This window comes from Pseudobacter ginsenosidimutans (assembly GCF_007970185.1).
GTDB classification, from domain to species: Bacteria; Bacteroidota; Bacteroidia; order Chitinophagales; family Chitinophagaceae; genus Pseudobacter; species Pseudobacter ginsenosidimutans.
In genome coordinates this window covers 5,898,698-5,924,776 of sequence record NZ_CP042431.1, presented here as the reverse complement: position 1 = coordinate 5,924,776, position 26,079 = coordinate 5,898,698, and the positions used below count along the sequence as shown (strand labels likewise).

At 45.9% G+C, this 26,079-nt stretch carries 17 protein-coding genes; all 17 read left to right on the top strand.

Annotation, left to right across the window (positions count from 1 at the left end; translation table 11 throughout):
* Window positions 1-24: 24 nt before the first annotated feature.
* The 17 genes from FSB84_RS23340 (at window position 25) to FSB84_RS23260 (ending at window position 26,067) form a co-directional block, all read left to right on the top strand.
* Window positions 25-945, top strand: a complete 921-nt coding sequence (locus FSB84_RS23340) for an ABC transporter ATP-binding protein (RefSeq protein ID WP_207234217.1) — start codon at window positions 25-27, stop codon at window positions 943-945.
* Between the two features lie 20 nt (window positions 946-965).
* The gene (locus tag FSB84_RS23335) at window positions 966-3,305 is read left to right on the top strand and encodes a Gldg family protein (protein ID WP_130540269.1); all 2,340 of its coding nucleotides are present in this window, start codon (window positions 966-968) and stop codon (window positions 3,303-3,305) included.
* A gap of 11 nt (window positions 3,306-3,316) precedes the next feature.
* Window positions 3,317-5,656, top strand: a complete 2,340-nt coding sequence (locus tag FSB84_RS23330) for a Gldg family protein (RefSeq protein WP_130540268.1) — start codon at window positions 3,317-3,319, stop codon at window positions 5,654-5,656.
* Between the two features lie 6 nt (window positions 5,657-5,662).
* A complete protein-coding gene (locus FSB84_RS23325) occupies window positions 5,663-7,006 on the top strand; it encodes a MutS-related protein (RefSeq protein WP_130540267.1) in 1,344 nt (447 codons plus the stop codon).
* A 99-nt stretch (window positions 7,007-7,105) separates the two neighbouring features.
* Complete coding sequence (locus FSB84_RS23320; RefSeq protein WP_130540266.1) at window positions 7,106-8,422, top strand: MutS-related protein; 1,317 nt, start codon at window positions 7,106-7,108, stop codon at window positions 8,420-8,422.
* A gap of 193 nt (window positions 8,423-8,615) precedes the next feature.
* On the top strand, window positions 8,616-9,185 hold the full coding sequence (locus FSB84_RS23315) for an RNA polymerase sigma-70 factor (RefSeq protein ID WP_130540265.1): 570 nt from the start codon (window positions 8,616-8,618) through the stop codon (window positions 9,183-9,185).
* Between the two features lie 54 nt (window positions 9,186-9,239).
* Complete coding sequence (locus tag FSB84_RS23310) at window positions 9,240-10,463, top strand: FecR family protein (protein WP_130540264.1); 1,224 nt, start codon at window positions 9,240-9,242, stop codon at window positions 10,461-10,463.
* A gap of 95 nt (window positions 10,464-10,558) precedes the next feature.
* The gene (locus FSB84_RS23305) at window positions 10,559-14,251 is read left to right on the top strand and encodes a SusC/RagA family TonB-linked outer membrane protein (protein WP_130540263.1); all 3,693 of its coding nucleotides are present in this window, start codon (window positions 10,559-10,561) and stop codon (window positions 14,249-14,251) included.
* 10 nt (window positions 14,252-14,261) lie between these two features.
* On the top strand, window positions 14,262-15,770 hold the full coding sequence (locus tag FSB84_RS23300) for a RagB/SusD family nutrient uptake outer membrane protein (RefSeq protein ID WP_158644079.1): 1,509 nt from the start codon (window positions 14,262-14,264) through the stop codon (window positions 15,768-15,770).
* Window positions 15,771-15,804: 34 nt separating this feature from the next.
* Complete coding sequence (locus FSB84_RS23295; RefSeq protein WP_130540261.1) at window positions 15,805-16,770, top strand: hypothetical protein; 966 nt, start codon at window positions 15,805-15,807, stop codon at window positions 16,768-16,770.
* Window positions 16,771-16,806: 36 nt separating this feature from the next.
* A complete protein-coding gene (locus FSB84_RS23290) occupies window positions 16,807-17,553 on the top strand; it encodes an RNA polymerase sigma factor (RefSeq protein WP_130540260.1) in 747 nt (248 codons plus the stop codon).
* 106 nt (window positions 17,554-17,659) lie between these two features.
* Entirely contained in the window at window positions 17,660-18,577 is a 918-nt protein-coding gene (locus FSB84_RS23285; protein ID WP_225979870.1) for an ABC transporter ATP-binding protein, read from the top strand.
* Between the two features lie 22 nt (window positions 18,578-18,599).
* Window positions 18,600-18,941, top strand: coding sequence for a hypothetical protein (locus FSB84_RS23280; RefSeq protein WP_147122314.1), 342 nt, complete (start codon window positions 18,600-18,602; stop codon window positions 18,939-18,941).
* Window positions 18,938-20,938: a Gldg family protein gene (locus FSB84_RS23275; protein WP_262713769.1), complete on the top strand. Its 2,001-nt coding sequence runs from the start codon at window positions 18,938-18,940 to the stop codon at window positions 20,936-20,938. Before FSB84_RS23280 ends, FSB84_RS23275 begins: the two co-directional genes overlap by 4 nt.
* A 13-nt stretch (window positions 20,939-20,951) precedes the next feature.
* A complete protein-coding gene (locus tag FSB84_RS23270; protein ID WP_130540258.1) occupies window positions 20,952-23,291 on the top strand; it encodes a Gldg family protein in 2,340 nt (779 codons plus the stop codon).
* A gap of 6 nt (window positions 23,292-23,297) precedes the next feature.
* A complete protein-coding gene (locus tag FSB84_RS23265; protein ID WP_130540257.1) occupies window positions 23,298-24,641 on the top strand; it encodes a MutS-related protein in 1,344 nt (447 codons plus the stop codon).
* 106 nt (window positions 24,642-24,747) lie between these two features.
* The gene (locus FSB84_RS23260) at window positions 24,748-26,067 is read left to right on the top strand and encodes a MutS-related protein (protein ID WP_130540256.1); all 1,320 of its coding nucleotides are present in this window, start codon (window positions 24,748-24,750) and stop codon (window positions 26,065-26,067) included.
* The last annotated feature ends 12 nt before the right edge of the window (window positions 26,068-26,079 follow it).

The following is a 26,079-nucleotide window of genomic DNA, read 5'->3' as shown; positions in this document are numbered from 1 at the left end:
CTATTATTCAAAATCATACAATACATGATATTAAAAACTGAGAATCTCTCGCACCGATATAGCAGCAGCTGGGCCATCCGCGATATCAATATCGAGATCGCGGCACATGGCATCATTGGTTTACTGGGCTCCAATGGAGCCGGAAAGTCCACCACCATGAATATCATTTGTGGTACACTGAACCAGACGGAAGGAAAGGTTTATATAAACGGTATCGATAGCCGAAAAGAACCGGAAGCAGCCAGGAGAGAAATCGGCTTTTTGCCACAAACACCGCCATTGTATACAGACCTCACTATCGATGAATACCTTACTTACTGCGCTACCCTTCGTCTGATCCACAAACGCAAGATCAGGCCCGCAGTGGAGGAAGTGAAAGAACGTTGCGGGATCGGGCATTTCAGCTCCAGGCTGATCAAAAACTTATCCGGAGGTTATCGCCAGCGTGTTGGCATTGCTCAGTCTATCATCCATAAACCCAAACTGGTAGTGATGGATGAGCCTACCAATGGACTGGACCCCAATCAACTGATCGAAGCACGCAAGCTGATCCGGGAGATCTCTCAGGAACATACCGTGTTATTGTCCTCACATATCTTATCAGAGATCAACCTGCTTTGCCGCGAGATCATTATGATTGAAAACGGCAGGATCGTTTTTTCAGACAGCATGGAGGCATTCAACAATTATTCTAAGGCCAGCACCATACTTGTTACACTGGAAAATCCGCCACCGAAGGAAGAATTGATGCAGGTAAAAGGGGTAAGCGCTGTTGAGTTCATAACGCATACACAGGCGCGTATCTTTTTTGATGGGGACAAGGATGTAAAGGAAAGACTGGTAACTGCCAGTGTGCAAAACGGGTGGCGCCTGAGTGATATAGGATTTGATAAAGGTCTACTCGATGACGTTTTCAAACAGCTGTCATCACAATCCGCCCAATAATCAATTCCAAAAAATCAATCATGCGTATCATATTTCAAATAGCAAAGAATGAGCTCCGGAATCTGTTCTATTCACCCATAGCCTGGTTCCTTACGGTTGTTATGATGGTGATGTGTGCTTTTTTTTATACCGGCACCATAACCTTCGTTGCAAAACATATGCACCTGATTTACAAGAACAATCCAAACATAACGCTCTGGGCATTCGACTCATTCACAAATGGCCTCTACATGAACATGAATGGAGGTTTTCTGTTCGCCATATTGCCGCACCTCTACCTGTTTGTACCACTATTGACAATGGGCATTATCGGACGTGAGTTCAACAGCGGCACTATCAGGCTATTGTATTCCTCCCCTGTGAAGCTCAGCACCATCGTACTGGGAAAATTTTTGGGGATGGCCATTTATAACTTCCTGCTGGTAGCAGTAGTGGGAGTTTTCCTGGTAGCCGGATTTTCAACCATCAAGTCCCTGGATGTTCCTCCATTGCTTTGTGCAAGCCTGGGTATTTACCTGTTTCTAACGGCATTGACTGCCATCGGGATCTTTATGTCTTCCCTGACTACCTACCAGGTGGTGTCTGCTATCGCCAGCTTTGCTGTATTGTTCATCCTGAGTAGAATCGGAAGCTTATGGCAACAATATGATCTCATAAGAGACCTGACCTTTTTCCTGTCGCTGGCAGGACGAACAGAGAAGTTTGTAGTAGGATTGTTCACTAGCAGGGACCTGATGTATTATCTCATAATCATTGCCATGTTCCTGGGCTTTACTTTGCTGAAACTGAAAGCCGGGCGTGAAGCCAAACCCTGGTATGTGAAAACAGCCAGATGCCTGGTGATCATTATAGGAGGACTTGCCATTGGCTATATCAGTTCGAGGCCGGTGTTTACCGGGTATTACGACGCTACTGCCATCAAATCAAATACTGTTCATCCCCGGACACAGCAACTGTTGAAAAGAATCAACGATGAACCGCTGGAAGTAACACTGTTCACCAACCTGTTTGCCGATAAAGCAACACTTGGTCTTCCTCAGCAACGCAATAATTACCTTACTCAAATGTGGGAAGGATACCAGCGCTTCAAGCCTGATATCAACTATAAGTATGAGTACTATTATGCCATAACCAGTAATGAGCGTTCGCTCTTTGAAACTTATCCAGGAAAGACCCTGCAGCAAATAGTAGGAATAAAAGCAAAAATGTACCAGACAGATTCGGCCATGTTCAAACCATACGCAGCAATCAGTAAACAGATCGATCTTGAACCAGAGGACTACCAGCTGATCATGCAATTGAAATACAAAGGCCGCACTACCCTGGTTAGATTTTATAATGATGGCAGCCACTGGCCGGATCAGCAGAATATGAATGCCGCGTTCAGCAGATTAGCGGGGGAAACAATTCCGGCAGTTTATTTTGTTTCGGGTGAGCTTGAACGCAATATCCATAAAAAGGGAGAGCGTGATTATTTCGATCTTGCCCTGAATAAAAAGAATCGCGCGGCTTTGGTCAATTATGGTTTTGATACAGATACGCTTAATCTTTCTACGCAGAACATTCCGGATTCAGCATCTGTCCTGGTAATGGCAGATCCGAAGATGGCAATGGATACAACGGTATTGAATAAACTACAACGCTATATCGGTAACGGAGGCAATATGCTGATGCTGGGTGAGCCGGGAAAACAGTCTGTATTGAATCCTTTATTGTCTCTAACAGGCGTTCAGCTCAGCAGCGGGCAACTGGTGGAGCCCAGTGCTAACGAAACGCCGGACAAAATAACCAACTACTATACCACTGATGGTTTTGATCTGGCAGAGTATATCAAACTGGTTCAACACAAATATGTATGGGAACACGGCAGTACTGCCGACAGTTTAAGGATAGGTTTTGCCGGAGCAGCAGGTATTTCAAATTCCGGGGAAAACAGCTTTGTGGTTAAACCTTTGTTTTTGACAAGTCCCGGGAAGGCATGGCTGAAAGCCGGCAAACTGGTAATAGATTCGGCTACACCGGTTTTCAGTCCCGCAGAAGGAGATATTCGCGAAAGGTCATTCACCACTGCTATTGAATTATCCAGGCAGACCCATCACAAGGAACAGCGCATCATTGTGGCCGGTGATGCGGATTTTCTCAGTAACCTAAGGAACAAGGATGCAAGCCTGCTTCCGCTTTTCAGCTGGCTTTGTTACAACAAATTTCCTGTTTACACACCTTACCCGAGGGCTAATGACAATGTATTCCTGTTGAGCCCCGCAGGAGCAGGTTTTCAAAAAATCCTGTTACTGTGGGTACTACCGGCTGTAGTGCTGGTAACAGGTACTGTTATTTTAATCAGAAGAAAAAGAAAATAAATTATACTGCCATGAAAGTTATTTTCGGCATAGCAAAAAACGAGTTCCGGTACTTGTTTTACTCACCCATTGCCTGGTTCGTACTCATTGTTTTCCTGGTGCAATGCGCGCTTCTCTTTAGCGGACCAGTGTATTATTTGGCTAATGTGCAGGAACTCTCGGAAAAGAACATGCAATCTTTTGCAGGCTTTAGTCTTTCCCTAACGAATAATATCTTTTTAACCAAACAGTTTTTCCAGAATATTATCAGCAACCTGTATTTTTTTATACCTATTCTTACCATGGGATTGATCAGCAGGGAAGTCAATAATAGTACTGCTGCATTACTTTTCTCTTCCCCGGTGAGCCTGAGAAAAGTTGTCATTGGTAAATATATCGGCATCATGATGTACAATCTCCTGTTGTTACTGATCGTTGGCATATTCATTACTGCCGGTATTGTTGAGATCGAAAAGGCGGATTATGGTCCATTGCTTTCCGCAGCGTTGGGTTTATACCTGCTGATCTGTACCTATTCGGCTATTGGTATGTTCATGAGTTGTCTCAGTTCTTACCAGATCGTATCTGCCCTTTCTACTTTCGTTGCGATATTTATACTGGGTCATATTGGAAGCTTATGGCAACGGTACGACTTCGTACGTGACCTTACTTACTTTCTATCCCTTCAAAACCGGACAGGTAAAATGCTTACCGGGTTGATCGTTACAAAAGATGTGATCTATTTTGTGTTGGTTACGCTGATGTTCATGGCATTTACATTCATCAGGTTAAGAAATAGCAGGGAATCCATATCGCCCTTCATCAAAACAGGCAGGTACCTCGCCGTTTTCCTGGTGGTATTATTTCTCGGTTATGCCAGCTCGAGACCGGCCTTAACTGGTTATTGGGATACCAGTGCCGGGCAGCTCAATACCATACATCCGAAAACACAGGCCATCTTACGTGAGTTCAGCAAAGACAGTACGCTCGAAGTTACACTCTTCACCAATTTGGTGGGACGCGGGCTCGGAGCGGGCATGCCTGAGTCCCGGAACACGCGTTACCTGGGTGGGTTTTGGGAGAAATACCTCCGGTTTAAACCTGATATCAGGTTCAAATATGAATTTTATTATGATAACGATCCGGCACAGGACGACAGTTTACTGTACCGGCAATTCCAGGGTAAACAACTGAAAGAGATTGCAACTGAGACTGCAGAACTGATCGATGCGGACCTTTCCATGTTCAGATCTCCGGATGAAATGCGCCGGATGATCAACCTCAAACCGGAAGCGTACCGCCTGGTGATGCAACTAAAATATCAGGGGCGCACAGCGTTTGTACGCACTTTCGATGATGAGCAATTCTGGCCCGACGAAAGAAATATGGCAGCAGTATTCAAGCGCGTATTAGGCGCCGAAATACCACAGATTGGATTTGTGACAGGTGGATTGGAGCGTAGTACCAGTAAGACCGGAGAACGGGAATATGCGCTTCATACTGCGCACAAAGGATTCCGGGCTTCAATGCAGAATACCGGTTTTGATGTAGATACCATCAACCTTTCCACGCAGGATATTCCCAATGATCTTACTGCCCTTGTACTGGCTGATCCAAAAGTAGATCTGAGCCCGGTAGCAATGGAAAAGCTAAAGAACTATATCGCCAGCGGGGGCAATCTGATGGTCAGCAGTGAACCAGGAAAACAATATGTAGTGAATCCCTTATTGTTGCATCTCGGCGTTCAGTTGATGAATGGGCAAATCCTGGAACCTTCCTTCGACGAAACACCGGACAAGGTATTTCCTTATTTGACTCGCGGCACTGGTGGACTTTCGGAGAACATGGCAAGATTCAAAAATCTGAGGCCCGGTGATACTTCCACTATATCTATGCCTGGCGTTACAGGAATTGCCTGGACCAGCGATAAAGGCTTCCGGTCGGATTCACTTGTTGCAACAAAGATTGGGAGAACCTGGCTGAAAGTAGCGCCCATTGTTATCGACTCTACGATGCCTCCCTTTAGCCCGCAGGAAGGAGATATCAAGGGCCCCTCTTTCACAACCATTAAACAACTGACAAGAAATATCAATGGAAAAGAGCAACGCGTGTTGATTGCCGGGGACGCAGATTATGCCAGCAATATGCGATTGGGCCTTAGTCCAACGAATTTCCGCTGGCTGGTTTCAGCCTATAGCTGGCTGGCCTATAACCAGTTCCCCATTTTTACTGCCCGGCCAGATCCCGAAGACATTTTTATGAACATTGGGGAAAGAACCGCTCACTATCAGAAAATAATATTTGTATGGGTATTGCCTGCCCTTATATTCATCAGTGGCGCCATACTCCTGATCCGCCGGAAAAGAAAATAATAAAAGATGTATTTACAAACCGATGAACAAACGATAGAAGATTTGCGGATCTTCGGCAAGCGAGACAGCCAGGGATTATTCGATCTCTATAATCACTCGCATACCCGCGGCGCAGAAGCAGTATTGAAAGAGATGTTCAGCAAGCCTTTGAGTGATCAGCAGGAGATCAACCGCAGAAGTGATATCATTAAAAGTTTCGCGGGCATGGATATGCGCTTTCCTTTTGAAGGGGCATTATTCGATATGGCTGAAAAATATCTGGTGGCGGCGGATGAACAAAAAAAGCAGGGTACACAACATTCCGTACTCAGTGAAAAAGAGATCAGCAATGGCGTAACAGCGCTGATCAGCCTGGTGCAACAGATCAAAGCATTCATTGAAAAGAAAGAAATCATAGCCATGGAGTCCTGGTCAAAGGAAAGGGAGGCGATTGCCTCCCTCCTCCTCGACCCGGCTTTTGGACCTGTATTACGCGAACAACAAAAAGCGAAATTATCTTATGCTGCCATCACGGCGTATGACCTGCTTTTCCGCTATCGCGAGCGGAACAAGATCGAACAATTACTGATGCAGATCTATCAGCTGGATGTATTCCTTTCAGTTGCTAAAGTGGCGAGGGAAAGAAATTTCGTATTTCCCAAGGCGTTAGAGAAGGGTAAAAGTATACTCCGGCTCAAAGGTGTATATCACCCGGAGCTGGCAAAGCCGGTGAGCAATGATTTTTCGATGGATGCCTCAAATAACGTGGTGTTCCTCACCGGAGCAAACATGGCAGGAAAATCCACCTTCCTGCGATCCGTAAGCACAGCGGTGTATGTAGCGCATATCGGCTTTCCGGTGGCCGCGGAAGAAATGGAATTCTCTGTACTGGATGGAATCTACACTACTATCAATCTGCCTGATAATTTAGGAATCGGCGCCAGCCATTTTTACGCGGAAGTGTTGCGGGTGAAAAAAGTAGCGGCTGAATTACAGGCCAATAAATCTCTTTTTATCATTTTCGATGAGATGTTCCGCGGCACCAATGTGAAAGACGCGCATGAAGCAACGGTGGAGATCACCATTGCTTTTGCTGCAAAGAAGAACAGCATGTTCATCATCTCTTCCCATATTGTGGAGGCAGGCGAACGCTTACAGCAGGTCCCATCAATTGGTTTTCAGTACCTGCCCACACGCATGAACGGCAATGTTCCCGAATATACCTATACGTTAGAACGAGGAATTACAGCGGATCGGCATGGTATGATCATTATCCGCAATGAAGGCATCCTGGAAACACTTCGGAATGGCCGCAAACGCGCAGTTCAACGAATTGGCGGAGTGCCGCAGCCGCTCGCCTCCGGCGAGTGACGTCGCCTCCGGCGACACCGTGTTCGCCGGAGGCGAACAAATAAAAGTCACTTGCCCGGAGGCAAGCGACTGTGCACACGCTGATTAAATCTAACAATAATGCAATTCAATACAGATAAACAAACGGTTGATGAGCTGAACCTGCTCGGAAAATTCAGACAGGGATCGGTCTACCACCTGTTCAATGAAGTCAAAACGCGCGGAGGAGAACAATTGCTGGACCAGATGTTCCGCAATCCCCTGCTGGATGCGGAGAGTATCAATCAACGCAGTAGCATCTTCCATTTTTTCCAGCAATCGAACCTGAGCTTTTCCTTTGATGTGCAGCAACTGAATATCATGCGGGAATATCTCGATGCAGGCACCGGAAAGAGTGCATTCACCACAATTACCAGCTTGCTCACCCAGAAGATGCTCAGCAAACTCACCCGCGATGAACGGTACAAAAAATCCGTTCAGGGGCTGCAGGCCACCATCGTTACGTTGAACCGCTGCCATGGGATGCTGGAGTTGTTACAACAATTGAAAAGTCCGCTGGATGCCCGGGTGAACCAACTCTTAGCCATACTGGCAGATAAGCAGCTTGACAAACTGCGCAATACCGATATTTATAAAGATCTGCCGGTAGGCATCCTGTCGCAGTATGATCATTTGCTGAAAAGCCGCTTCCCTGCTGAAATGGATAACCTGCTTCAGTTCATCTATGAACTGGACCTATACATTGCCGTGAGCAATGTTGCCAGGAAAAAAGGTTTCACTTATGCGAAAGCGTTAGCTCCTGTTCAGAATGTATTGCAGGCAAAAGACCTGAAACATCCCTGCATCGATAAAGCTATCGGTAACGATCTCTTCATGCATGAAGAGTTGAATGTGATCTTTCTCACCGGCGCGAATATGGCAGGGAAATCAACTCTCATGAAATCCATTGGCATTGGGATCTACCTGGCGCATATGGGCTTCCCGGTGGCTGCCAAAAGCTTTGAGTTTTCTGTTCGTGAAGGAATGTACTCCTCCATCAACGTAGCGGATAATATCGGCCTTGGCTACAGCCATTTCTATGCAGAAGTAGTGCGCGTGAAGCAGGCCGCCGATGCAGCAGCGAGCGGCAAAAGATTATTATTGATGTTCGATGAACTGTTCAAAGGCACCAACGTAAAAGATGCTTTTGACGGCACACTGGCCGTTACAGAAGCCTTTGCCGAATACCATGACTGTTTGTTCATCGTGAGCACCCATATCATCGAGGTTGGTGAAGCATTGAAAGAAACGGAAAATATCCAGTTCAGGTTCATGCCTACCATCATGGATGGCGTCAGGCCCAGGTATACCTATAAAGTGGAAGAAGGCATTACAGAAGACAGGCAGGGCATGATGATCATACGGAATGAAGGAATACTGGAGATGCTGAAAAGCTGACAAGTTTAATCAGGTATAATAATGAAATGCCTCCGGATCCCGGGGGCATTTCCATTACAGGCTGTTGAAGTGCAGGTAGTCCCTGACCATTCCCTGCGGTTGAATAGTTTTCATCCGGGAGATAAAAGTTTCATTTCTAACTTATTTTAATACTTTTATTCCATTATTCCCGTATCAACCGATTCGCTGCTGCATGCCGATTAGTAACAATCATGATGGCCCCTTCAATCTTGCCAGTCTCGATATCCGGGAATTCGAATCCCTTTTTCAACAACACTATCAATGGCTTTGCCTGCTCTGCTTTAAGATCACCCGTAACTGGAATGAAGCAGAAGACCTGGTGCAGGATTTCTTTGCCCGCAGCTGGCAGAAACGTGATTCAATAGTGATCAAAGAATCCTGGAAAGCCTTTGCCGCCCGCTCCGTAAGAAATGCCGCCCTCAACCAGCTCCAGAAAGAAAACATCCGGCATAAACATGAAAACGCTGCTCAATACACAACTGAAGCCCATCAGGAAAATGCGGGACCTGATACTGAGGAAGAACTGCGTTATCTCAAACTGATCAATGCCATCAATCAATTACCTGAGCAAAGACGAAAGGTCTTCCTGCTGAGCCGTCGCCCTGATCTTCGGTATACGGATATAGCATCCCTGCTGGGCATTTCTGTGAATACGGTAAAGATGCATATTCGTCTCTCCTACCAGGAATTGCGCAAAGTTTTGGAAAGCGCTCTCATCTTTTTTTACTTTTTTATTAAATAATTCGCCCGGGCATACACCCTATTTACAGATCCTCTTGTCACACTATAGAAGCATATGGAACAGGAACAATTCAATATAGACTGGGATAAGCTGGAGATGATCCTCGAAAAGCCTGAACAGGAAAGGATCTCCCTGGTAGAACAACTATCACCGGAAGAAAAGAAGGCCCTGGACCAGGTGCTTCAATTGCGTACCGATGAATTACTTACAGGCGCCCTTCAGATCAATACAGGGGAAGCCTGGAAGAAGACCCTGCTCACTATCGGCGAAACGCCGGTGAGGCCGGTACGCGGAATTCAGCGGCCATGGAATAGGTGGGCAGCTGCCGCCTGCTTCATCATTCTCGGCGGAGCCGCCTGGCTGGTATTGCGTCCAAAGCCGGATAAGGATGCACAAGAGCTATCCATTCAGCAAGGATTGGCAGCACATATGCCTTCTTCAAAAGTGCAGCTGATCACGGCAGCCGGACAAACCATCGAAGTGGATTCACTGAAACAGTTCAGTGAAAAAGATGGCACTACCATCCAGCAGCAGGAAGGTACCATGACTTACCAGGCAGATAAACCTGCTTCAGTGAATGGCAGTAACAATAAAGGTAATGCACTGATGAATACGCTCATCGTTCCAAGAGGCCATCTGCAATCGCTGGTATTGTCAGACGGAACGAAAGTTTGGCTCAATGCCGACAGTAAGATCAGCTTTCCTGTAAGGTTCAATAAGCAGGAAAGAAGAGTATTTGTACAGGGCGAAGTTTATCTTGAAGTAAATAGTAGTGCACAATGGCCCTTTATTGTGTCTGTTCATCAGCCCGGACATGATTTTCAAAATACACCTGATGCGGAAGTACAGGTTCTGGGTACCTCTTTCAACGTTAAAGCATACAACAATACTATTTATACAACGCTCGCTACGGGTATGGTGTTATTCCGGCCTTCTGCCGGCAAGCCAATGAAATTATCACCTGATCAGCAGGCAATTTATGAAACAGGATCAGGCACAAGTGCGCTGAGAAATGTTTCTTCCGAAGATCTTACCAGCTGGAGAAATGATGAACTGGTGATGAATAAAATGTCCCTGGAAGAACTGGCTGCCATACTGGAAAGAAGATATGATGTTCAACTCAGTTTCAGCGATGAGGCGTTGAAAAAAATTGAATATTCTGCGGCCCTGCACCTTACTCCACAAGTGGCAGATATGCTAGAAACCATTGAACAGACAGGGCTTGTACGCTTCAGTGTTAAGAACAAAAAGATCACAGTGCTGCCCTACGAAAAATAACCATTGATCATAAAGCTTCCACGATCAGGCCCCGGCCTCGTTCATCCTACATAGACCTTTCCTGCTTTTATCGAACCGAACTAAAACTGTTTATTATGAGGATCAAATTTCTCATCAGGGAAGTCTATGCCCGGCCGTTATACAGGTGGCTGCTCCTTCCCCATCTCATGCTGCTTCTGTGTCTGTTTCATCCGGCACATGCACAAGTGCCCCCTGCCCCCGCTAATCAGCTTGTTACCCTGAAGATAGAGAATGCTTCTATTGAAGAGGTATTGAAAAAGTTACGCAAGGTGGTGAAGCTGCAATTCATTATCGATGCGGGTGTTTCTGGTAAATCAAAAAGTGCACCGTTCAACCTGGTAGATGTGCCGCTTTCCGAAGTGCTGGACAAAATGCTGGTCAATACAGGACTTGAATATGTGATCAACAAGAGTGTGGTGATCATCCGGAAGAAAGCCGGGGCGCAGGTTCAGCCGGGGACCTCAGAAGAGGTTTCATTAATGCCGGTTACTGTGATCGTGAAGAATGAAGAAGGTGATCCATTACAGGGAGCCACTGTAGCAGACGCAGCGGATTTTTCAAACGTTCGTATTACCGATGCAAATGGTCAGGCATTACTTCCCATGCTTCCCGCTTCAAAGCTGCTCATTTCTTACGTAGGATTCGATTCAAGAGCAATGCCTGTAGGTGGCCGTAAGACTGTGATCGTAGCGCTGTCTCGCGCGAATGCAGTGCTGGAAGATGCAGTAGTGTATAACGGCTACCAGAAGATCAAACAGAAATACCTGACAGGTGCAGTTACCTCTTTGAAGATGGACTCAATTATTCAACCGGGTTTGACTACAGTTGATAAGATGCTGGAGGGACGTGTGCCTGGTCTCATGTTCATGCAAAACTCCGGGCAGTCAGGCGCTGCGCCCAAACTGCGGATCAGGGGAACTTCCACTTACCTGGGATCGAGGGAACCGCTTTGGGTAGTGGATGGCATCGTACGCACCAATCCTTTCCCGATTCCTGCAGAACGGATCAACGATCCTGATTTTGTAAACCTGCTGGGCAATGCTATTTCCGGATTAAATCCCTACGACATTGAACAGGTAGATGTTTTGAAAGATGCTACAGCCACTGCCTTGTACGGCGTAAGAGCGGCCAATGGTGTAATCGTGATCACTACAAAGAGAGGAAAGCCAGGACCTCCCACTGTTTTCTACAATATAACAGGAACATATACACGAAGGCCAAGATATACCGACAGGTCCGTTTACATGATGGATTCCCGCGAACGCGTTGATGTATCCCGTGAAATGATCGAAAAAGAATTGCCGTTGCGCGGTGGCGCTTTGGAAGCTTATGAAAAGGATATTGTTGATTACTATTCCGGCCGGATCGATTATGAGACATTCAAAAAAAGCGTAGACAGGGCTGAAGCTATCAATACAGACTGGATGGGCCATACGATGCGTGATGTATTCGCCACCAGTCACACGCTGAGTGTTTCCGGTGGTAACAATTCCGTCTTCTATCGCGCTTCTGTAGGCTACAATAATGCACCGGGCGTGATCAAAAAAGAAAGCAACGACCGCTATACCGGTATACTGAACTTGCAGATGAACTACCGAAAATTCAAAGTCGATTTTAATATTCAGCTGAGCAAATTGAAAAAAAGGTATACTCCCGCAGAGGTAGGTCTGCTGAACTATGTGTATGGTACCAGTCGCGCTATCCCATTGTATAATGAAGATGGATCGCGCTATTTCTACTCAACCGTCGGTTACTCACTCTTCGGGGATTTTAAAACGATGAACATCCTCAATGAGATGGACCATACCGGGCAAAGAATTGAAAGCTTTGAATACACCGCCGGTATCGACCTCAATTATGAGATTGCCAAAGGCATCCAGTTCCGGTCAACGCTCGCCTACTCGGGAGGCAATTCCAGTGAGGATGCCTGGTTCGAAGAAAATACAGAATGGGCCACCCAGCTTAGATACAGTGCATTCAATCCCCTTCTTAATATAATTGATCCAAACAGAGATCCGATGCCTTTCGGAGGGCAGCTTCGCGGACAGCAGGTCAGGAATCAGAACTATAGTATCAATGGCCGTCTCCATTTCAGCAGGTTCCTTGATCAGCAAAGTAAGCACCTGCTCACTGTAGAAGCGGCTACCGAACTACGATCCCTTCGGGCCAATTCAACTACACTCACCAGCAGGGGGTATTATCCGGGCAGAGGCCATAGCTTCGCACAGGTAGATGTAACAAAATACTTACTCTATGCTTCCTGGCTGTCGACCAATGGCTTTCCTCTCATCACAGAAAGCATACAAAATTTCGTCCGTCCCTATCTGACGGCTAACTATGTTTTCAACGACCGCTATATTATCTCTGCCACTGCCAGCCAGGAATTCTCCAATTCATTTGGTACAAGGAGCAATGAAAAATTCCTTCCCACCTGGGCTTTGTCTGGCAGATGGAATCTGCATGAAGACCTGCTGCGGAATGTATCGTGGGTAAATATGGCGGCATTGCGTGTAGGTTTCGGTACGAGCGGGAATATGCTGGAAGGTCAAACACCTTATACGATCATCCAAAAAGGAAATGTCAATACTACTTATGATGCTTTTTCTGCTACAACTGTGTTTTTTCCCAACCCCGACCTGGCCTGGGAAAAAACACAGGATTACAATGGCTCGCTTGAATTCACCTTATTGAAAGGAAGGATCACCGGCTCACTGGGATACTTCTACAGAAAAACGACCAATACATTCCTTAAAAAGAAAGTATCCGCAGTGAACGGAGCACCGGGTAATAACTATGTGGTGAATGGAGGAACATTGGAAAACCAGGGCGTGGAACTGAGTCTGAACTTCAAGCTTATCGACAATATGGGAGCCGGTAAAAAAAGGTTTTTGTGGCGCTTCGATCCGCAACTGGGACAGGTATTCAATAAGCTGATCAACGACAACCTGAACAGCCGCAATGTAATGGTGGATGCCGCTACCCTCACCTACCAGGACTTCCTGGATGGTAAAGTGCCTGTCAATGGAAAATCTGTCAACACCTTTTATTCATACCGCTTTAAAGGACTCGATCCCCAATATGGCTTCCCCGTTTTCTATGGCGCTGAACCCGAAAATAAAGACGAGCTATTCGCGCAATATAATAAGATGACGAAAGACCAGGTTTTCAGTATGGTAATGGTGGAGTCCGGAAGAAGAGAACCCGTATTGCAGGGCGGTATCAGCAATACCTTCATCTACGGCAACTGGACGCTCAATGTTATGTTCAGCTATAGTGTAGGCAGCAAGATCCGGTTGCTGCAGATCGCATCAGGGAATTATGGCACTTTCAGGCCCAGTTCACAACAGAATCTTCGCAAAGAATTTACCAATAGATGGCGCTATCCGGGAGACGAAAAATTTACCAATATCCCGGCTATACAGGGAGCTTCGAATATTGAGAATGATCAGATTGCGTGGTGGGCAATTCAAAACCTGACCTCCAGCTTCGCTACTGATTACTACCAGATGTACGATTTCTCAGACCTGCGGGTGGTAAAAGGCGATTATCTCAAACTCCAGTATGTTTCACTAGGCTACCGGTTCTCCAATGAGCTATGCAGGAAATTGAGTTGCAAGGGAGCTGATATAACCGTCAGTGGCAGCAACCTGTACACATTTGCCAATAAGGCATTGCGTGGTCAGGATCCCTCCCAGTCCGGCTCCGCTCCCAATATCGGTCTTTCCATCAGACCGGTCTATGCACTCACCCTCAATATCAGTTTCTAAATCCACCACTATGCCATCATATCTAACCAGAACACGGATCTTTTTGCTTTGCATCTTGTTTGTATGTACTTCTTCCTGCAAAAAATTTCTGGCTACTTATTCACAGAACAACAGTTTTATTGAATCGGCAGCCGATCTGGATGAATTGCTGGTTGGAGAGGTATATGCAGATTATCTTCAATTCAATACTCCTGAAATGCTGCATGTAATGGATGATGATATTGCGGCCATTATACCTGAAAATACCTATAATGCAACACATGAGTCAGGGTTTCATTACTGGCAGTTACAGCCACGTATGAATACGGATGGAAAAATAGTCCAAAGCGATATCTTTTTCAACGGTCTGTACAACAGGATAGCCCGGATCAATTCCATACTTCATAATGTGCCATTATTGGAAGAAAAAGGTGAACCGGCTGCTACTTTGAAAAGAATATCCGGAGAAGCTTTTTTCCTGAGAGCGTATTACTATTTCATGTTGGTGAATACTTATGGGAAGCCCTATAAATCCGCTACTGCATCAACCGATTTTGGTGTTCCGCTGAAAACAGATCCTGTTATCAAAGACCAGTTTGTTGTCCGCAGTACTACTAAACAGGTATATGACCAGATCATTGCAGACCTGCTGGAGGCAGAGAAAGCGCTGGCAGGCGCCAATGCGTCTTCTACCATACGCGTTAACCAGGCAGCCGCACAGGCATTGCTCAGCAGGGTTTATCTCTACATGGAAAATTATGAGCGGGCCATTTATTATGCAGACCAGGTGATCAATACCGGTACATACCATTTGAAAGACCTGAACTCATACAATACAGGAGAAGATTTTCTCAACAGGAATGCTGAAGAAGTGATATTCACGATGGGATCCGGCGCGGTGGTGCCCTATCTTATGGCATTGGACTATGATATTCCTTCAAAGCCTGCCTACAAAGCATCCGAAAATCTTTTGCTGAGTTATTCCCCTGCTGATCTGCGTCTTCAGGTTTTCTTCCAGAGGAGCAGCAGAGGAGAAATGAGAGTGGCAAAAAGGAGAATAATAAGGAACCCCGCCGCAGACGATGCAGGTGATATTTTTCTGCTCCGTTTGTCTGAAATGTTCCTTAACAAAGCAGAAGCATTGGCGGCTCTCGACCGTTCAGAAGAAGCCCGCAACACTTTACAGGAGTTCAGGAAAACGCGCTTCAAACCGTCAGAGCTCCCTCCGGTAGATGCAACAGGCGCCGCACTCGTAAACGCTATCCGCGATGAGCGAAGGCTCGAACTTTGCCTTGAAGTACATCGCTGGTTTGATCTTCGCCGTTATGCAGTGAACAGCAAATATCCTTTCAGCAAATCCATTACCCATCGTTCCGTAGTGTTCGCAGGAAACGGATACATAGATAACGGTTATTATGAACTGGGCCCCTATGAACAGGATGCTGCAGCCTGGATTGTTCCCATCGCCAATGATGAGATCGAATTCAACAATGGGCTGCTGACCAATGAACCAAGACCCGCCCGTCCGCTGAAACAATGACCAGCGCTATCATTCATCCCAATCACTATTCATCATGAAACTATACAATCACCAGAATCCTGCAACACTTGTACTTGCCTTCTATCTGTTGGCAGGTATGCTATTTACCGGTTGCCGCAAAGAAAAAGCCCCTGAACCCAGCAACCTCGACAAAAACTATTTTGTTATCGAAGACAATCCCAGTGATCCCGTAGATCATTCGATCTATACATTCTATAAAAGCACCGGTATTGCCACTTTCTATACTGATTCCATTTACAAAAAGCGGGTCAGCAGGGAGGGGGAAATTCCGGAACGCTTTGCCTATATAAAACTGACTTTTACTTATGCACCATTTGGTTACACGAATGCTTTTTACTCAAAGCTACTTTCATCGAGGGGCAATATTCAAGCCCTGCTTCAATTGCTGGAAACTGAAATGATCCCTAAACTTCCATCTGCCAGCATCATCCCCAGCATCCTGCTGCTCGATTCGTTTTCGGACCATACCTACAAAAACGTTCAGATCCCGCATGGGTTTACGTCCATTTGCGGATTCAATACCGTTGGTATTACTGTAGAAGATGTGGAAATGATGAATAGTGAAGAAAGAAAAATGTACACAGCATCCATCCTGGCAGGGATCGCAGCAAGAAGGCTCAGCGATCTCAACGAAGCTCAGTTGCAAAAAGAATTCTACAGCATTTCGAGAGCCGCAACACAAGCTACCATTCCGTTGGATATCTATTCAAACGCACCATGGCTGCTGCTGCTGCCTCCCGGTGAGGAGCCCGCGCCACAGGGTATCGGCTTCCTGTTCTATCCAACTTTTAATTCTCCGTTTGGAGATTATCCGTGTATGCCCCGGGAAGTTGATGATCTCAGGGCTTTTCTCACGGCAGGTTTTAATTATACTCCCCAGGAGTTTACTGACCTGCATCCGAATGAAACACTTGTTCTGCAAAAGTTCAATATTATCAGACGCTTCATCAAAGATGCCGGGTTCAGGATCCCGGATTGATATGATCGCTGACAGCAGGCGAATAAAAGAAAGCTCATGAACAGCACCACCTGTTATCCTTCTGTACCTTTCCCGGCAGCGGATCATCCACAAAATGATCTTCCCCTGCAAATATTTCATGCACAGTTTACAAAGATCGTTCAGGACTGGACGCCGCATCTGCAGTACAGAGCCTGGCAGATCACCCAAAACCAACATGCAGCAGAAGATATTGTGCAGGAAGCATTTCTGGCTTTATGGCAGCAAACAGCAAAGAGCATCCCGGATAAACCTGTAGGCTGGCTGATCAGGGTAGTCACCAATCTATCAGCCAGGTATATTCGAAATATGAACATACAGGTTCGCATACATGAATCGTTAAGTGATGAAAAGAATACATCCTTCACTGAAACTGAAGATTATTTGATCGTGAAGGAGAAATATGCGCTGCTCAAAAATATCTTCAACCGGCTGCCTGAGCAGCAAAAGATCGTACTGCACCTCAGTAAGGAAAAAGGATGGAGACGAGCTGAGATCGCCGCCTGTTTGCAACTATCGCCCAATACGGTGAAACTGCATTTGCATCGCGCCATGCGATTTATGAAGGACAATCTTGTCTGCATTTCCATATTTGTACTGCTCTTTATTTGCAACAATATTTTTTTCAGCAACAGTAGTACAAAACAATGCTTTATGGAACCATATATAAAGAAGGTGCTGAGCAGTGAAAATGTTGAAGGAACTCCCAAAAATCCGCTTCTGAAAAATATCGCACAGGTAGCGGTCAATTCAATGAAACAATAATGCCAGCTTGCTTTCGGGCAGTCTGACAAACACCCCGGTTGATACGGTTTACTGTATCGGTCAGGCCAGCTCATACCCTTGTCAAATACTCATAAACATTCAATGTATGATCTTAAAAACTGAAAATCTCTCTCATCGCTATAGTAGTAGCTGGGCCATTCGTGATATCAATATTGAGATCGCGGAACATGGCATCATTGGTTTACTGGGCTCCAATGGCGCCGGAAAATCCACTACCATGAATATCATTTGTGGTACGCTCAACCAGACGGAAGGCAATGTTTATATAAATGGCATAGATGCCCGAAAAGATCCGGAAGCAGCCAAGAGAGAGATCGGCTTCCTGCCACAAACACCGCCTTTGTATACTGACCTTACTATCGATGAATACCTCACCTACTGTGCGAACCTTCGACTGATAGAGAAACATAAAATAAAACCTGCTGTAGAGGAAGTGAAAGAGCGTTGTGGTATTGCGCATTTCAGTTCCCGGCTGATCAAAAATCTATCAGGAGGTTATCGCCAGCGGGTAGGCATCGCCCAATCCATTATCCATAAACCCAAACTGGTGGTGATGGATGAACCAACCAATGGACTGGACCCGAATCAACTGATCGAAGCGCGCAAGCTGATCCGGGAAATTTCCCAGGAACATACAGTGCTGTTGTCCTCACATATCTTATCAGAGATCAACCTGCTCTGCCGGGAGATCATCATGGTAGAAAGCGGAAGGATCGTGTTTTCAGATACCATGGAGGCATTCAATAATTATTCAAAGGCCAGCACCGTTCTCGTCACCCTGGAGAATCCCCCTTCGAAAGAAGACCTGCAGCAGGTAAAGGGTGTAAGCTCCGTTGAGTTCCTAACGCCTACGCAGGTACGCATTTATTACGATGGCGATCCGGACATCAGGGAAAGACTGGTAACCGCCAGTGTACAGTATGGATGGCGGTTGACTGAAATAGGATTTGATAAAGGTCTTCTCGATGACATATTCAAACAGCTATCCTCTCAGCACGCATAATCATCTATCCAAAAAATAATCCATGCGCATTATATTTCAAATAGCCAAGAATGAGCTCCGGAACCTGTTCTATTCACCCATCGCCTGGTTTGTTACCGTTGTGATGATGGCGATGTGTGCCTTTTATTATACCAACATCATTTCCTTCACTGCAAAAATGATGCACCTGACCTATAAAAACCATCCGGATATAACACTTTCGTTTTTCGATTCTTTCACCAGTGGCTTCTACCTGAATATGCAGGGAGGTTTCATCTTCACCATACTGCCACATCTCTTTCTGTTTGTACCGCTATTGACCATGGGGTCATCGGCCGGGAATTCAATAATGGCACCATCAGGCTATTGTATTCTTCCCCTGTGAAGCTCCGTAACATAGTACTGGGAAAATTTCTGGGGATGGCTATTTATAATCTCCTGTTGGTATCGGTTGTTGGCATTTTTATGGTAGCAGGATTTACCACCATCAAATCATTGGATGTTCCACCCTTGCTATGTGCGAGTCTGGGGCTCTACCTGTTTTTTACCACACTGACCGCCATCGGCATCTTTATGTCTTCCCTGACTACTTACCAGGTAGTGTCGGCTGTAGCCACCTTTATTGTACTGTTCTTTTTGAGTAGTATCGGCGGATTATGGCAGCAGTACGATTTTATAAGGGACCTGACCTCGTTTCTTTCCCTGGGCGGACGATTGGAAAAGATGATCCTGGGATTGCTCACTACCAAAGATGTTTTGTACTACCTCATTATCATGGCCATGTTCACAGGATTCACCTTGTTGAAATTGAAGGCCGGGCAGGAAACCAGGCCCTGGTATCTGAAAATGAGCAGATACATGGCCATAGTTGCCGGAGCGCTTGTACTTGGTTATATCAGTTCACGGCCACTGTTCACAGGTTATTTTGACACTACGGCTACTAAATCAAATACGGTCCATCCAAGAACACAACAATTATTAAAAAGGTTCAACGAGGCGCCGTTGGAAGTAACATTGTATACCAACCTCTTTGCTATTCATGGATCATTGGGCTTTCCGAGTTCCCGCAATTTTTATATTGCCGGATTATGGGAGGGATACCAACGTTTCAAGACTGATATCGATTTTAAGTATGAATATTATTATGCATTAACCGAATCCACTGAGAACATTTTTGATATATACCCCGGGAAAAGCCTGCAGGAAATTGTGGGGCTGACTGCGAAACTAAAAAAGGTAGACTCAGCGATGTTCAAACCATACGAAAAGATAAGTAAGGAGATCGATCTTGCCCCAGAGGATTACCAGATAGTGATGAAGCTGAAATACAAGGGACGTAGTACGCTGGTAAGATTTTATATTGATTCAAAGATGCTGCCTGATCAGCAAAATATGAATGCAGCTTTCAGCAGATTGCTGGAGGAGCCAATTCCCAAAGTGTACTTTGTTACGGGAAACTTAGAGCGCAGTGTCTACAAAACAGGAGAAAGGGAATACTTTACTCATGTGCTGGACAAGGGTAATCGTTTCGCTCTGATCAATACAGGCTTTGATGCCGATAGTCTTAATCTCTCTACTCAGCCAATACCGGATTCGGCATCCCTCCTGGTAATGGCGGATCCAAAAATGGATCTGACGCCAACGGTATTGAACAAGCTGCAAAATTATATCGATAATGGTGGTAACATGCTGGTGACGGGCGAGCCTGGCAAGCAGTATGTGCTGAACCCGCTGCTGTCTCAAACGGGCGTTCAGTTCAGCAATGGCCAGCTGGTGGAGCCCAGCAGGGACGAAACACCGGATAAAATAACCTATTACTATACGTTTGGTGCTTTTGATCTGGCAGAGCATACTGCATTGTTACAACGCAAATATATATGGGAACACGGCAGCAGGGCAGACAGTTTGAGAGCCGGTTTTGCAGGAGCAACAGGGATTTCCTGGTCTGACAGTAGCGGCTTTACCGTTAAACCCCTGTACATGACCAGCCCGGGAAGGGCATGGCTGAAAGCAGGCAAGCTGGTGTTGGATTCCATTACGCCCGTGTTCAGTTCGCATGAGGGCGATATCAAGTCAACATCTTTCGCTACTGCTATAGCGTTATCAAGACAACGCAATAACAAAGAACAACGCATCATCATTGCGGGAGACGCGGATTTCCTCAGTAATTTTCGGCAAAAGAATAGTCTTATTGATCCTCTTTATAGCTGGCTATCCTACAACCAATTTCCTGTATACACTCCCTACCCAAGAGCTAATGACAATGTCTTCCTGTTGAGCCCGGCTGGTGCAAGCGTTCAAAGAATACTATTGCTTTGGATCCTGCCAGCAGTAGTACTGGTAACAGGTACTGTCATTTTAATCAGAAGAAAAAGAAAATAAATAAATCGTTGCCATGAAGGTTATATTCAGTATAGCAAAAAACGAGTTTCGATACTTGTTTTACTCACCTATTGCCTGGTTCTTCCTCCTCGTCTTCCTGGTCCAGTGTGCCGTTTTCTTTACCGGACCGGTTTATGATTGGGCTAATACCCAGGAAATTCTTTTGAAAAATATGCCCTCTTATACAGGGGCGGCGGAATCTCTGACAAAAGATATTTTTTATACTAAATCGTTTCTCCATATTATCACACGCAACCTGTACTTGTTCATTCCTATTCTTACTATGGGTTTGATCAGCCGGGAAGTGAATAGCGGCACCACTGCCTTACTTTTTTCCTCCCCGGTAAACCTGCGAAGGGTGGTCCTTGGTAAATATATTGGCATCATGCTGTACAACCTGTTGTTGCTGCTGATCATTACACTTTTTCTTGTAGCCGGTATCGTGGAGATCAAACACGCAGATCATGGGATGTTGTTGTCGGCAGCGCTGGGCTTTTACCTGTTGATCTGTACCTATTCTGCTATCGGTATGTTCATGAGCTGCCTGAGCTCGTACCAGATCGTATCTGCCCTCGCTACTTTTGTGGTGTTATTCATACTGACTCATATTGGGAGCTTATGGCAACGGTACGATTTTGTACGTGACCTTACATACCTGCTTTCGCTGCAAAACCGGACCAATAAAATGCTTTATGGATTGATTGTAACAAAGGATGTGATTTATTTTGTAGTGATTACGTTCATGTTCATGGCTTTCACATTCATCAGGCTACAAAATAACAGACAATCCAAATCCTCATTCATCAAAGTGGGAAGATACCTTGCGGTGTTTGTAGTGGTAGTATGCATTGGTTATGTCAGTTCACGGCCGGCTTTGACTGGTTATTGGGATACTTCTGCCGGGAATCAGAATACCATTCATGCCAAAACACAAGCCACCTTACGTGAGTTCAGTAAGGACAGTGCACTGGAAGTTACACTCTACACTAATTTATTGGGAAGGGGGCTCGGGCGGGGTATGCCCGAAGCGCGTAATTCAAATTACCTGGATGGTCTCTGGGAGCCTTACCTCCGTTTCAAACCGGATATTCGTTTTAAGTATGAGTATTATTATGACAATGATCCTGCACATGACGATAGTGCATTATACCGTGGATTCCCGGGTAAGCCTTTGACTGAGATAGCAACAGAGACGGCAGAGTTGATCGACGCCAGCCTGGATATGTTCAAAGCACCAGATGAAATGCGCAAGGTTATTGACCTCAATCCTGAAGGGTACCATCTGGTGATGCAACTGAAGTACAAGGGGCGCACCACTTTCCTCCGGACTTACGCTGATACCCGTTGCTGGCCGGACGAATCAAATATGATAGCGGCGCTCAAACGCGTGTTGGGGACAGATATGCCGCAGGTAGGATTTGTAACTGGTGAATTGGAACGCAGTATCATTAAGACGGGAGAACGTGAGTATGCGCTTCATTCTGCCCATAAAGGCATGCGGGTTTCCCTGCTGAATACCGGTTTTGATGTTGATACTATCAACCTTTCTTCACAGGATATTCCAAATGATTTGAATGCGCTGATTTTGGCCGATCCCAAAATGGACCTGGGCCCGGTAGTGATGGACAAATTGAAGAACTATATCGATAAGGGAGGCAATCTGATGGTAAGCAGTGAACCAGGAAAACAATATGTGGTGAATCCATTATTGTCGCATCTCGGCGTTCAGCTGATGCATGGACAAATACTGCAGCCCACCCCCGACGAAACACCTGACAAGGTATTCCCTTTATTGACGAAGGCCTGCGGTGGACTTTCGGAAGACCTGGCAGCATCGAAAAAGCTAAAGAGGGGTGATACAATTCGTCTCCTGATGCCTGGCGTCACAGGTATTACTGTTACCGGTGAAAAGGGATTCAGGTCAGATTCACTGGCTGTTACGTTGGCTGACAAAACATGGCTGAAAGCCGGCCCTGTTGTGATAGATTCCATTCTACCTCCCTTCAATCCAATGGAAGGCGATATCGGAGGGCATTCGTTCAAGCCCCTGCAAAAAATGACGCGCACCGTCAATGGCAAAGAACAACGGGTGGTGATTGCCGGGGATGCTGATTTTGCCGGCAACCTGCGAGTCGGCGATCTTCCGGTCAACTTTACTATTCTGATGTCATCCTATAGCTGGTTAACGAATAATCAATTCCCTGTCTTTATGCCTAGACCAGATCCCCGGGACCTCTTTATGACCATTGGTGAACGCACCGCCTACTATCAAAAAATTGCATTTGTATGGGTATTGCCGGCAATCATATTAATAGGCGGCACCGTACTCCTGATCCGCCGGAAAAGAAAATAATAAAAGATGTATTTACAAACTGATGAACAAACGATAGAAGATCTGCGGATCTTCGGAAAGCGCGACAGCCAGGGATTATTTGATCTCTACAATTATTCACATACCCGCGGTGCAGAAGCAGTATTGAAAGAGATGTTCACTAAACCATTGTGTGATCAGCAGGAGATCAACCGAAGAAGCGATATCATCAAAAGTTTCGCGGGCATGAATATGCGCTTCCCTTTTGAAGGCGCACTATTTGATATGGCGGAAAAATATTTGCTTGCGGCGGATGAACAGAAAAAACAAGGAACACAACATTCCGTATTGAGTGAAAAAGAGATCAGCAATGGCGTCACGGCACTGATCACATTGGTGCAGCAGATCAAAACTTTCATAGATACAAAGGAGGTCATAGCCATGAAATCCTGGTCAAAGGAAAGGGAGGCGATTGCCTCCCTCCTCCTCGACCCTGCTTTTGAACCGGTACTGCGGGAGCAGCAAAAAGGGAAGCTCTCCTATGCCGCCATCACAGCTTATGACCTGTTGTTCCGGCATCGTGAGCGTGGCAAGATTGAACAATTATTGGCGCAGATCTATCAACTGGATGTTTATCTTTCTGTGGCCAAAGTAGCGCGTGAAAGAAATTTCGTATTTCCCAAAGCCTTAGAAAAGGGAAAAAGCATTCTTCGCCTCAAAGGTGTTTATCATCCTGAGCTGGCGAAACCGGTGAGCAATGATTTTTCGATGGATGCCTCAAATAACGTGGTTTTTCTCACTGGCGCAAACATGGCAGGTAAGTCTACGTTTTTAAGATCTGTGAGTACAGCAGTATATGTGGCGCATATTGGTTTTCCGGTAGCGGCATCCGAGATGGAATTCTCTGTACTTGATGGTATTTATACCACTATTAACCTGCCTGACAATCTCGGCATCGGCGCCAGCCATTTCTATGCGGAAGTGTTAAGAGTGAAGAAAGTGGCGTCGGAACTGCAGGCGAATAAATCGCTCTTCATCATTTTTGATGAAATGTTCCGCGGCACCAATGTGAAAGATGCGCATGAAGCCACTGTGGAGATCACCATTGCCTTTGCGGCAAAGAAGAACAGTATGTTCATCATCTCTTCCCATATTGTGGAAGCAGGAGAACGTTTGAAGCAGGTGCCGAGTATCGGTTTCCAGTTTTTGCCTACAAGAATGAACGGAAACGTACCCGAATATACCTATACGTTAGAGCGCGGCATTACTGCTGACCGCCACGGTATGATCATCATCCGGAATGAAGGCATCCTGGAAACCTTGAAGAATGGCCGCAAGCGGGCAGTCCAACGAATTGTCGGAGTGCCGCAGTCGCTCGCCTCCGGTGAGTGACCACTATTTTGTCGCCTCCGGCGACACCGTGTTCGCCGGAGGCGAACAAACAAAAGTCACTCGCCGGAGGCGAGCGACTGGGCACACGCTGATTAAATCTTAAATAATGCAATTCAATACAGATAAACAAACGGTGGATGAGCTGAACCTGCTGGGAAAATTCAGGCAGGGATCGGTTTACCATCTTTTCAATGAAGTTAAAACCCGTGGCGGAGAACAATTGCTGGATACGATGTTCCGCAATCCCCTGCTGGATGCAGAAAGCATCAATCAACGAAGTAAGGTTTTCAGCTTCTTTCAGCAATCGAACCTAAGCTTTTCCTTTGATGTGCAGCAACTGAATATCATGCGGGAATACCTCGATGCAGGCACCGGAAAGAGTGCTTTCACCACCATTACCAGCTTACTCACCCAGAAACTGCTCAGCAAGCTCACCCGCGATGAACGGTATAAGAAATCGGTGCAGGGATTGCAGGCAACTATCGTTACCATAAACCGTTGTCATGGTATTTTGGAAGTTTTGCAGAAACTACAGAGCCCGCTTGCCGATCGCATCAACCAGCTTCTCCGGGTTTTGTCAGACAAACAACTTGAAAAATTACGTAACACCGATATCTACAAAGACCTGCCGGTTACCCTTCTTGCTCAATATGCCCATCTGCTGAAGAGCCGTTTCCCCGCTGAAATGGATAACCTGCTTCAGTTCATCTATGAACTTGACCTATACATTGCCGTGAGTAATGTTGCCAGGAAGAAAGGATTCACGTATGCGAAAGCGTTAGCTCCTGAACGGAATGTATTGCAGGTAAAAAATCTGGCACACCCCTGCATTGATAAAGCCATCGGTAACGATATTCATATGAGTGAAGCGCAAAATGTGATCTTTCTCACCGGTGCAAATATGGCTGGTAAATCAACATTAATGAAATCGATCGGTATTGGCATCTACCTCGCGCATATGGGCTTCCCGGTGGCAGCTTCACAATTTGAATTCTCGGTACGTGAAGGCATGTATTCCTCTATCAACGTTGCAGATAATATCGGCCTTGGTTATAGCCATTTCTATGCGGAGGTGGTGCGCGTAAAACAAGCTGCGGATGCAGCCAGCAGCGGAAAACGCTTATTGCTCATGTTCGATGAACTGTTCAAAGGCACCAATGTGAAAGATGCTTACGATGGAACGCTGGCTGTAACGGAAGCATTTGCCGAATACCAGGATTGTTTGTTCATTGTGAGTACCCATATCATCGAGGTTGGCGAAGCATTGAAAGAAACGAAAAATATACAATTCAGATTCATGCCCACCATCATGGATGGTGCCAGGCCCAGGTATACCTATAAAGTGGAAGAAGGCATTACGGAAGACAGGCAGGGAATGATGATCATAAGGAATGAGCGCATTCTCGAAATGCTGCAAACAAATTAACAGGAAAACAGG

Coding starts and splice junctions, on each gene's coding strand:
- FSB84_RS23340 (WP_207234217.1), top strand. CDS start 25: ATGATATTAAAAACTGAGAATCTCTCGCACCGATATAGCAGCAGCTGG.
- FSB84_RS23335 (WP_130540269.1), top strand. CDS start 966: ATGCGTATCATATTTCAAATAGCAAAGAATGAGCTCCGGAATCTGTTC.
- FSB84_RS23330 (WP_130540268.1), top strand. CDS start 3,317: ATGAAAGTTATTTTCGGCATAGCAAAAAACGAGTTCCGGTACTTGTTT.
- FSB84_RS23325 (WP_130540267.1), top strand. CDS start 5,663: ATGTATTTACAAACCGATGAACAAACGATAGAAGATTTGCGGATCTTC.
- FSB84_RS23320 (WP_130540266.1), top strand. CDS start 7,106: ATGCAATTCAATACAGATAAACAAACGGTTGATGAGCTGAACCTGCTC.
- FSB84_RS23315 (WP_130540265.1), top strand. CDS start 8,616: ATGCCGATTAGTAACAATCATGATGGCCCCTTCAATCTTGCCAGTCTC.
- FSB84_RS23310 (WP_130540264.1), top strand. CDS start 9,240: ATGGAACAGGAACAATTCAATATAGACTGGGATAAGCTGGAGATGATC.
- FSB84_RS23305 (WP_130540263.1), top strand. CDS start 10,559: ATGAGGATCAAATTTCTCATCAGGGAAGTCTATGCCCGGCCGTTATAC.
- FSB84_RS23300 (WP_158644079.1), top strand. CDS start 14,262: ATGCCATCATATCTAACCAGAACACGGATCTTTTTGCTTTGCATCTTG.
- FSB84_RS23295 (WP_130540261.1), top strand. CDS start 15,805: ATGAAACTATACAATCACCAGAATCCTGCAACACTTGTACTTGCCTTC.
- FSB84_RS23290 (WP_130540260.1), top strand. CDS start 16,807: ATGAACAGCACCACCTGTTATCCTTCTGTACCTTTCCCGGCAGCGGAT.
- FSB84_RS23285 (WP_225979870.1), top strand. CDS start 17,660: ATGATCTTAAAAACTGAAAATCTCTCTCATCGCTATAGTAGTAGCTGG.
- FSB84_RS23280 (WP_147122314.1), top strand. CDS start 18,600: ATGCGCATTATATTTCAAATAGCCAAGAATGAGCTCCGGAACCTGTTC.
- FSB84_RS23270 (WP_130540258.1), top strand. CDS start 20,952: ATGAAGGTTATATTCAGTATAGCAAAAAACGAGTTTCGATACTTGTTT.
- FSB84_RS23265 (WP_130540257.1), top strand. CDS start 23,298: ATGTATTTACAAACTGATGAACAAACGATAGAAGATCTGCGGATCTTC.
- FSB84_RS23260 (WP_130540256.1), top strand. CDS start 24,748: ATGCAATTCAATACAGATAAACAAACGGTGGATGAGCTGAACCTGCTG.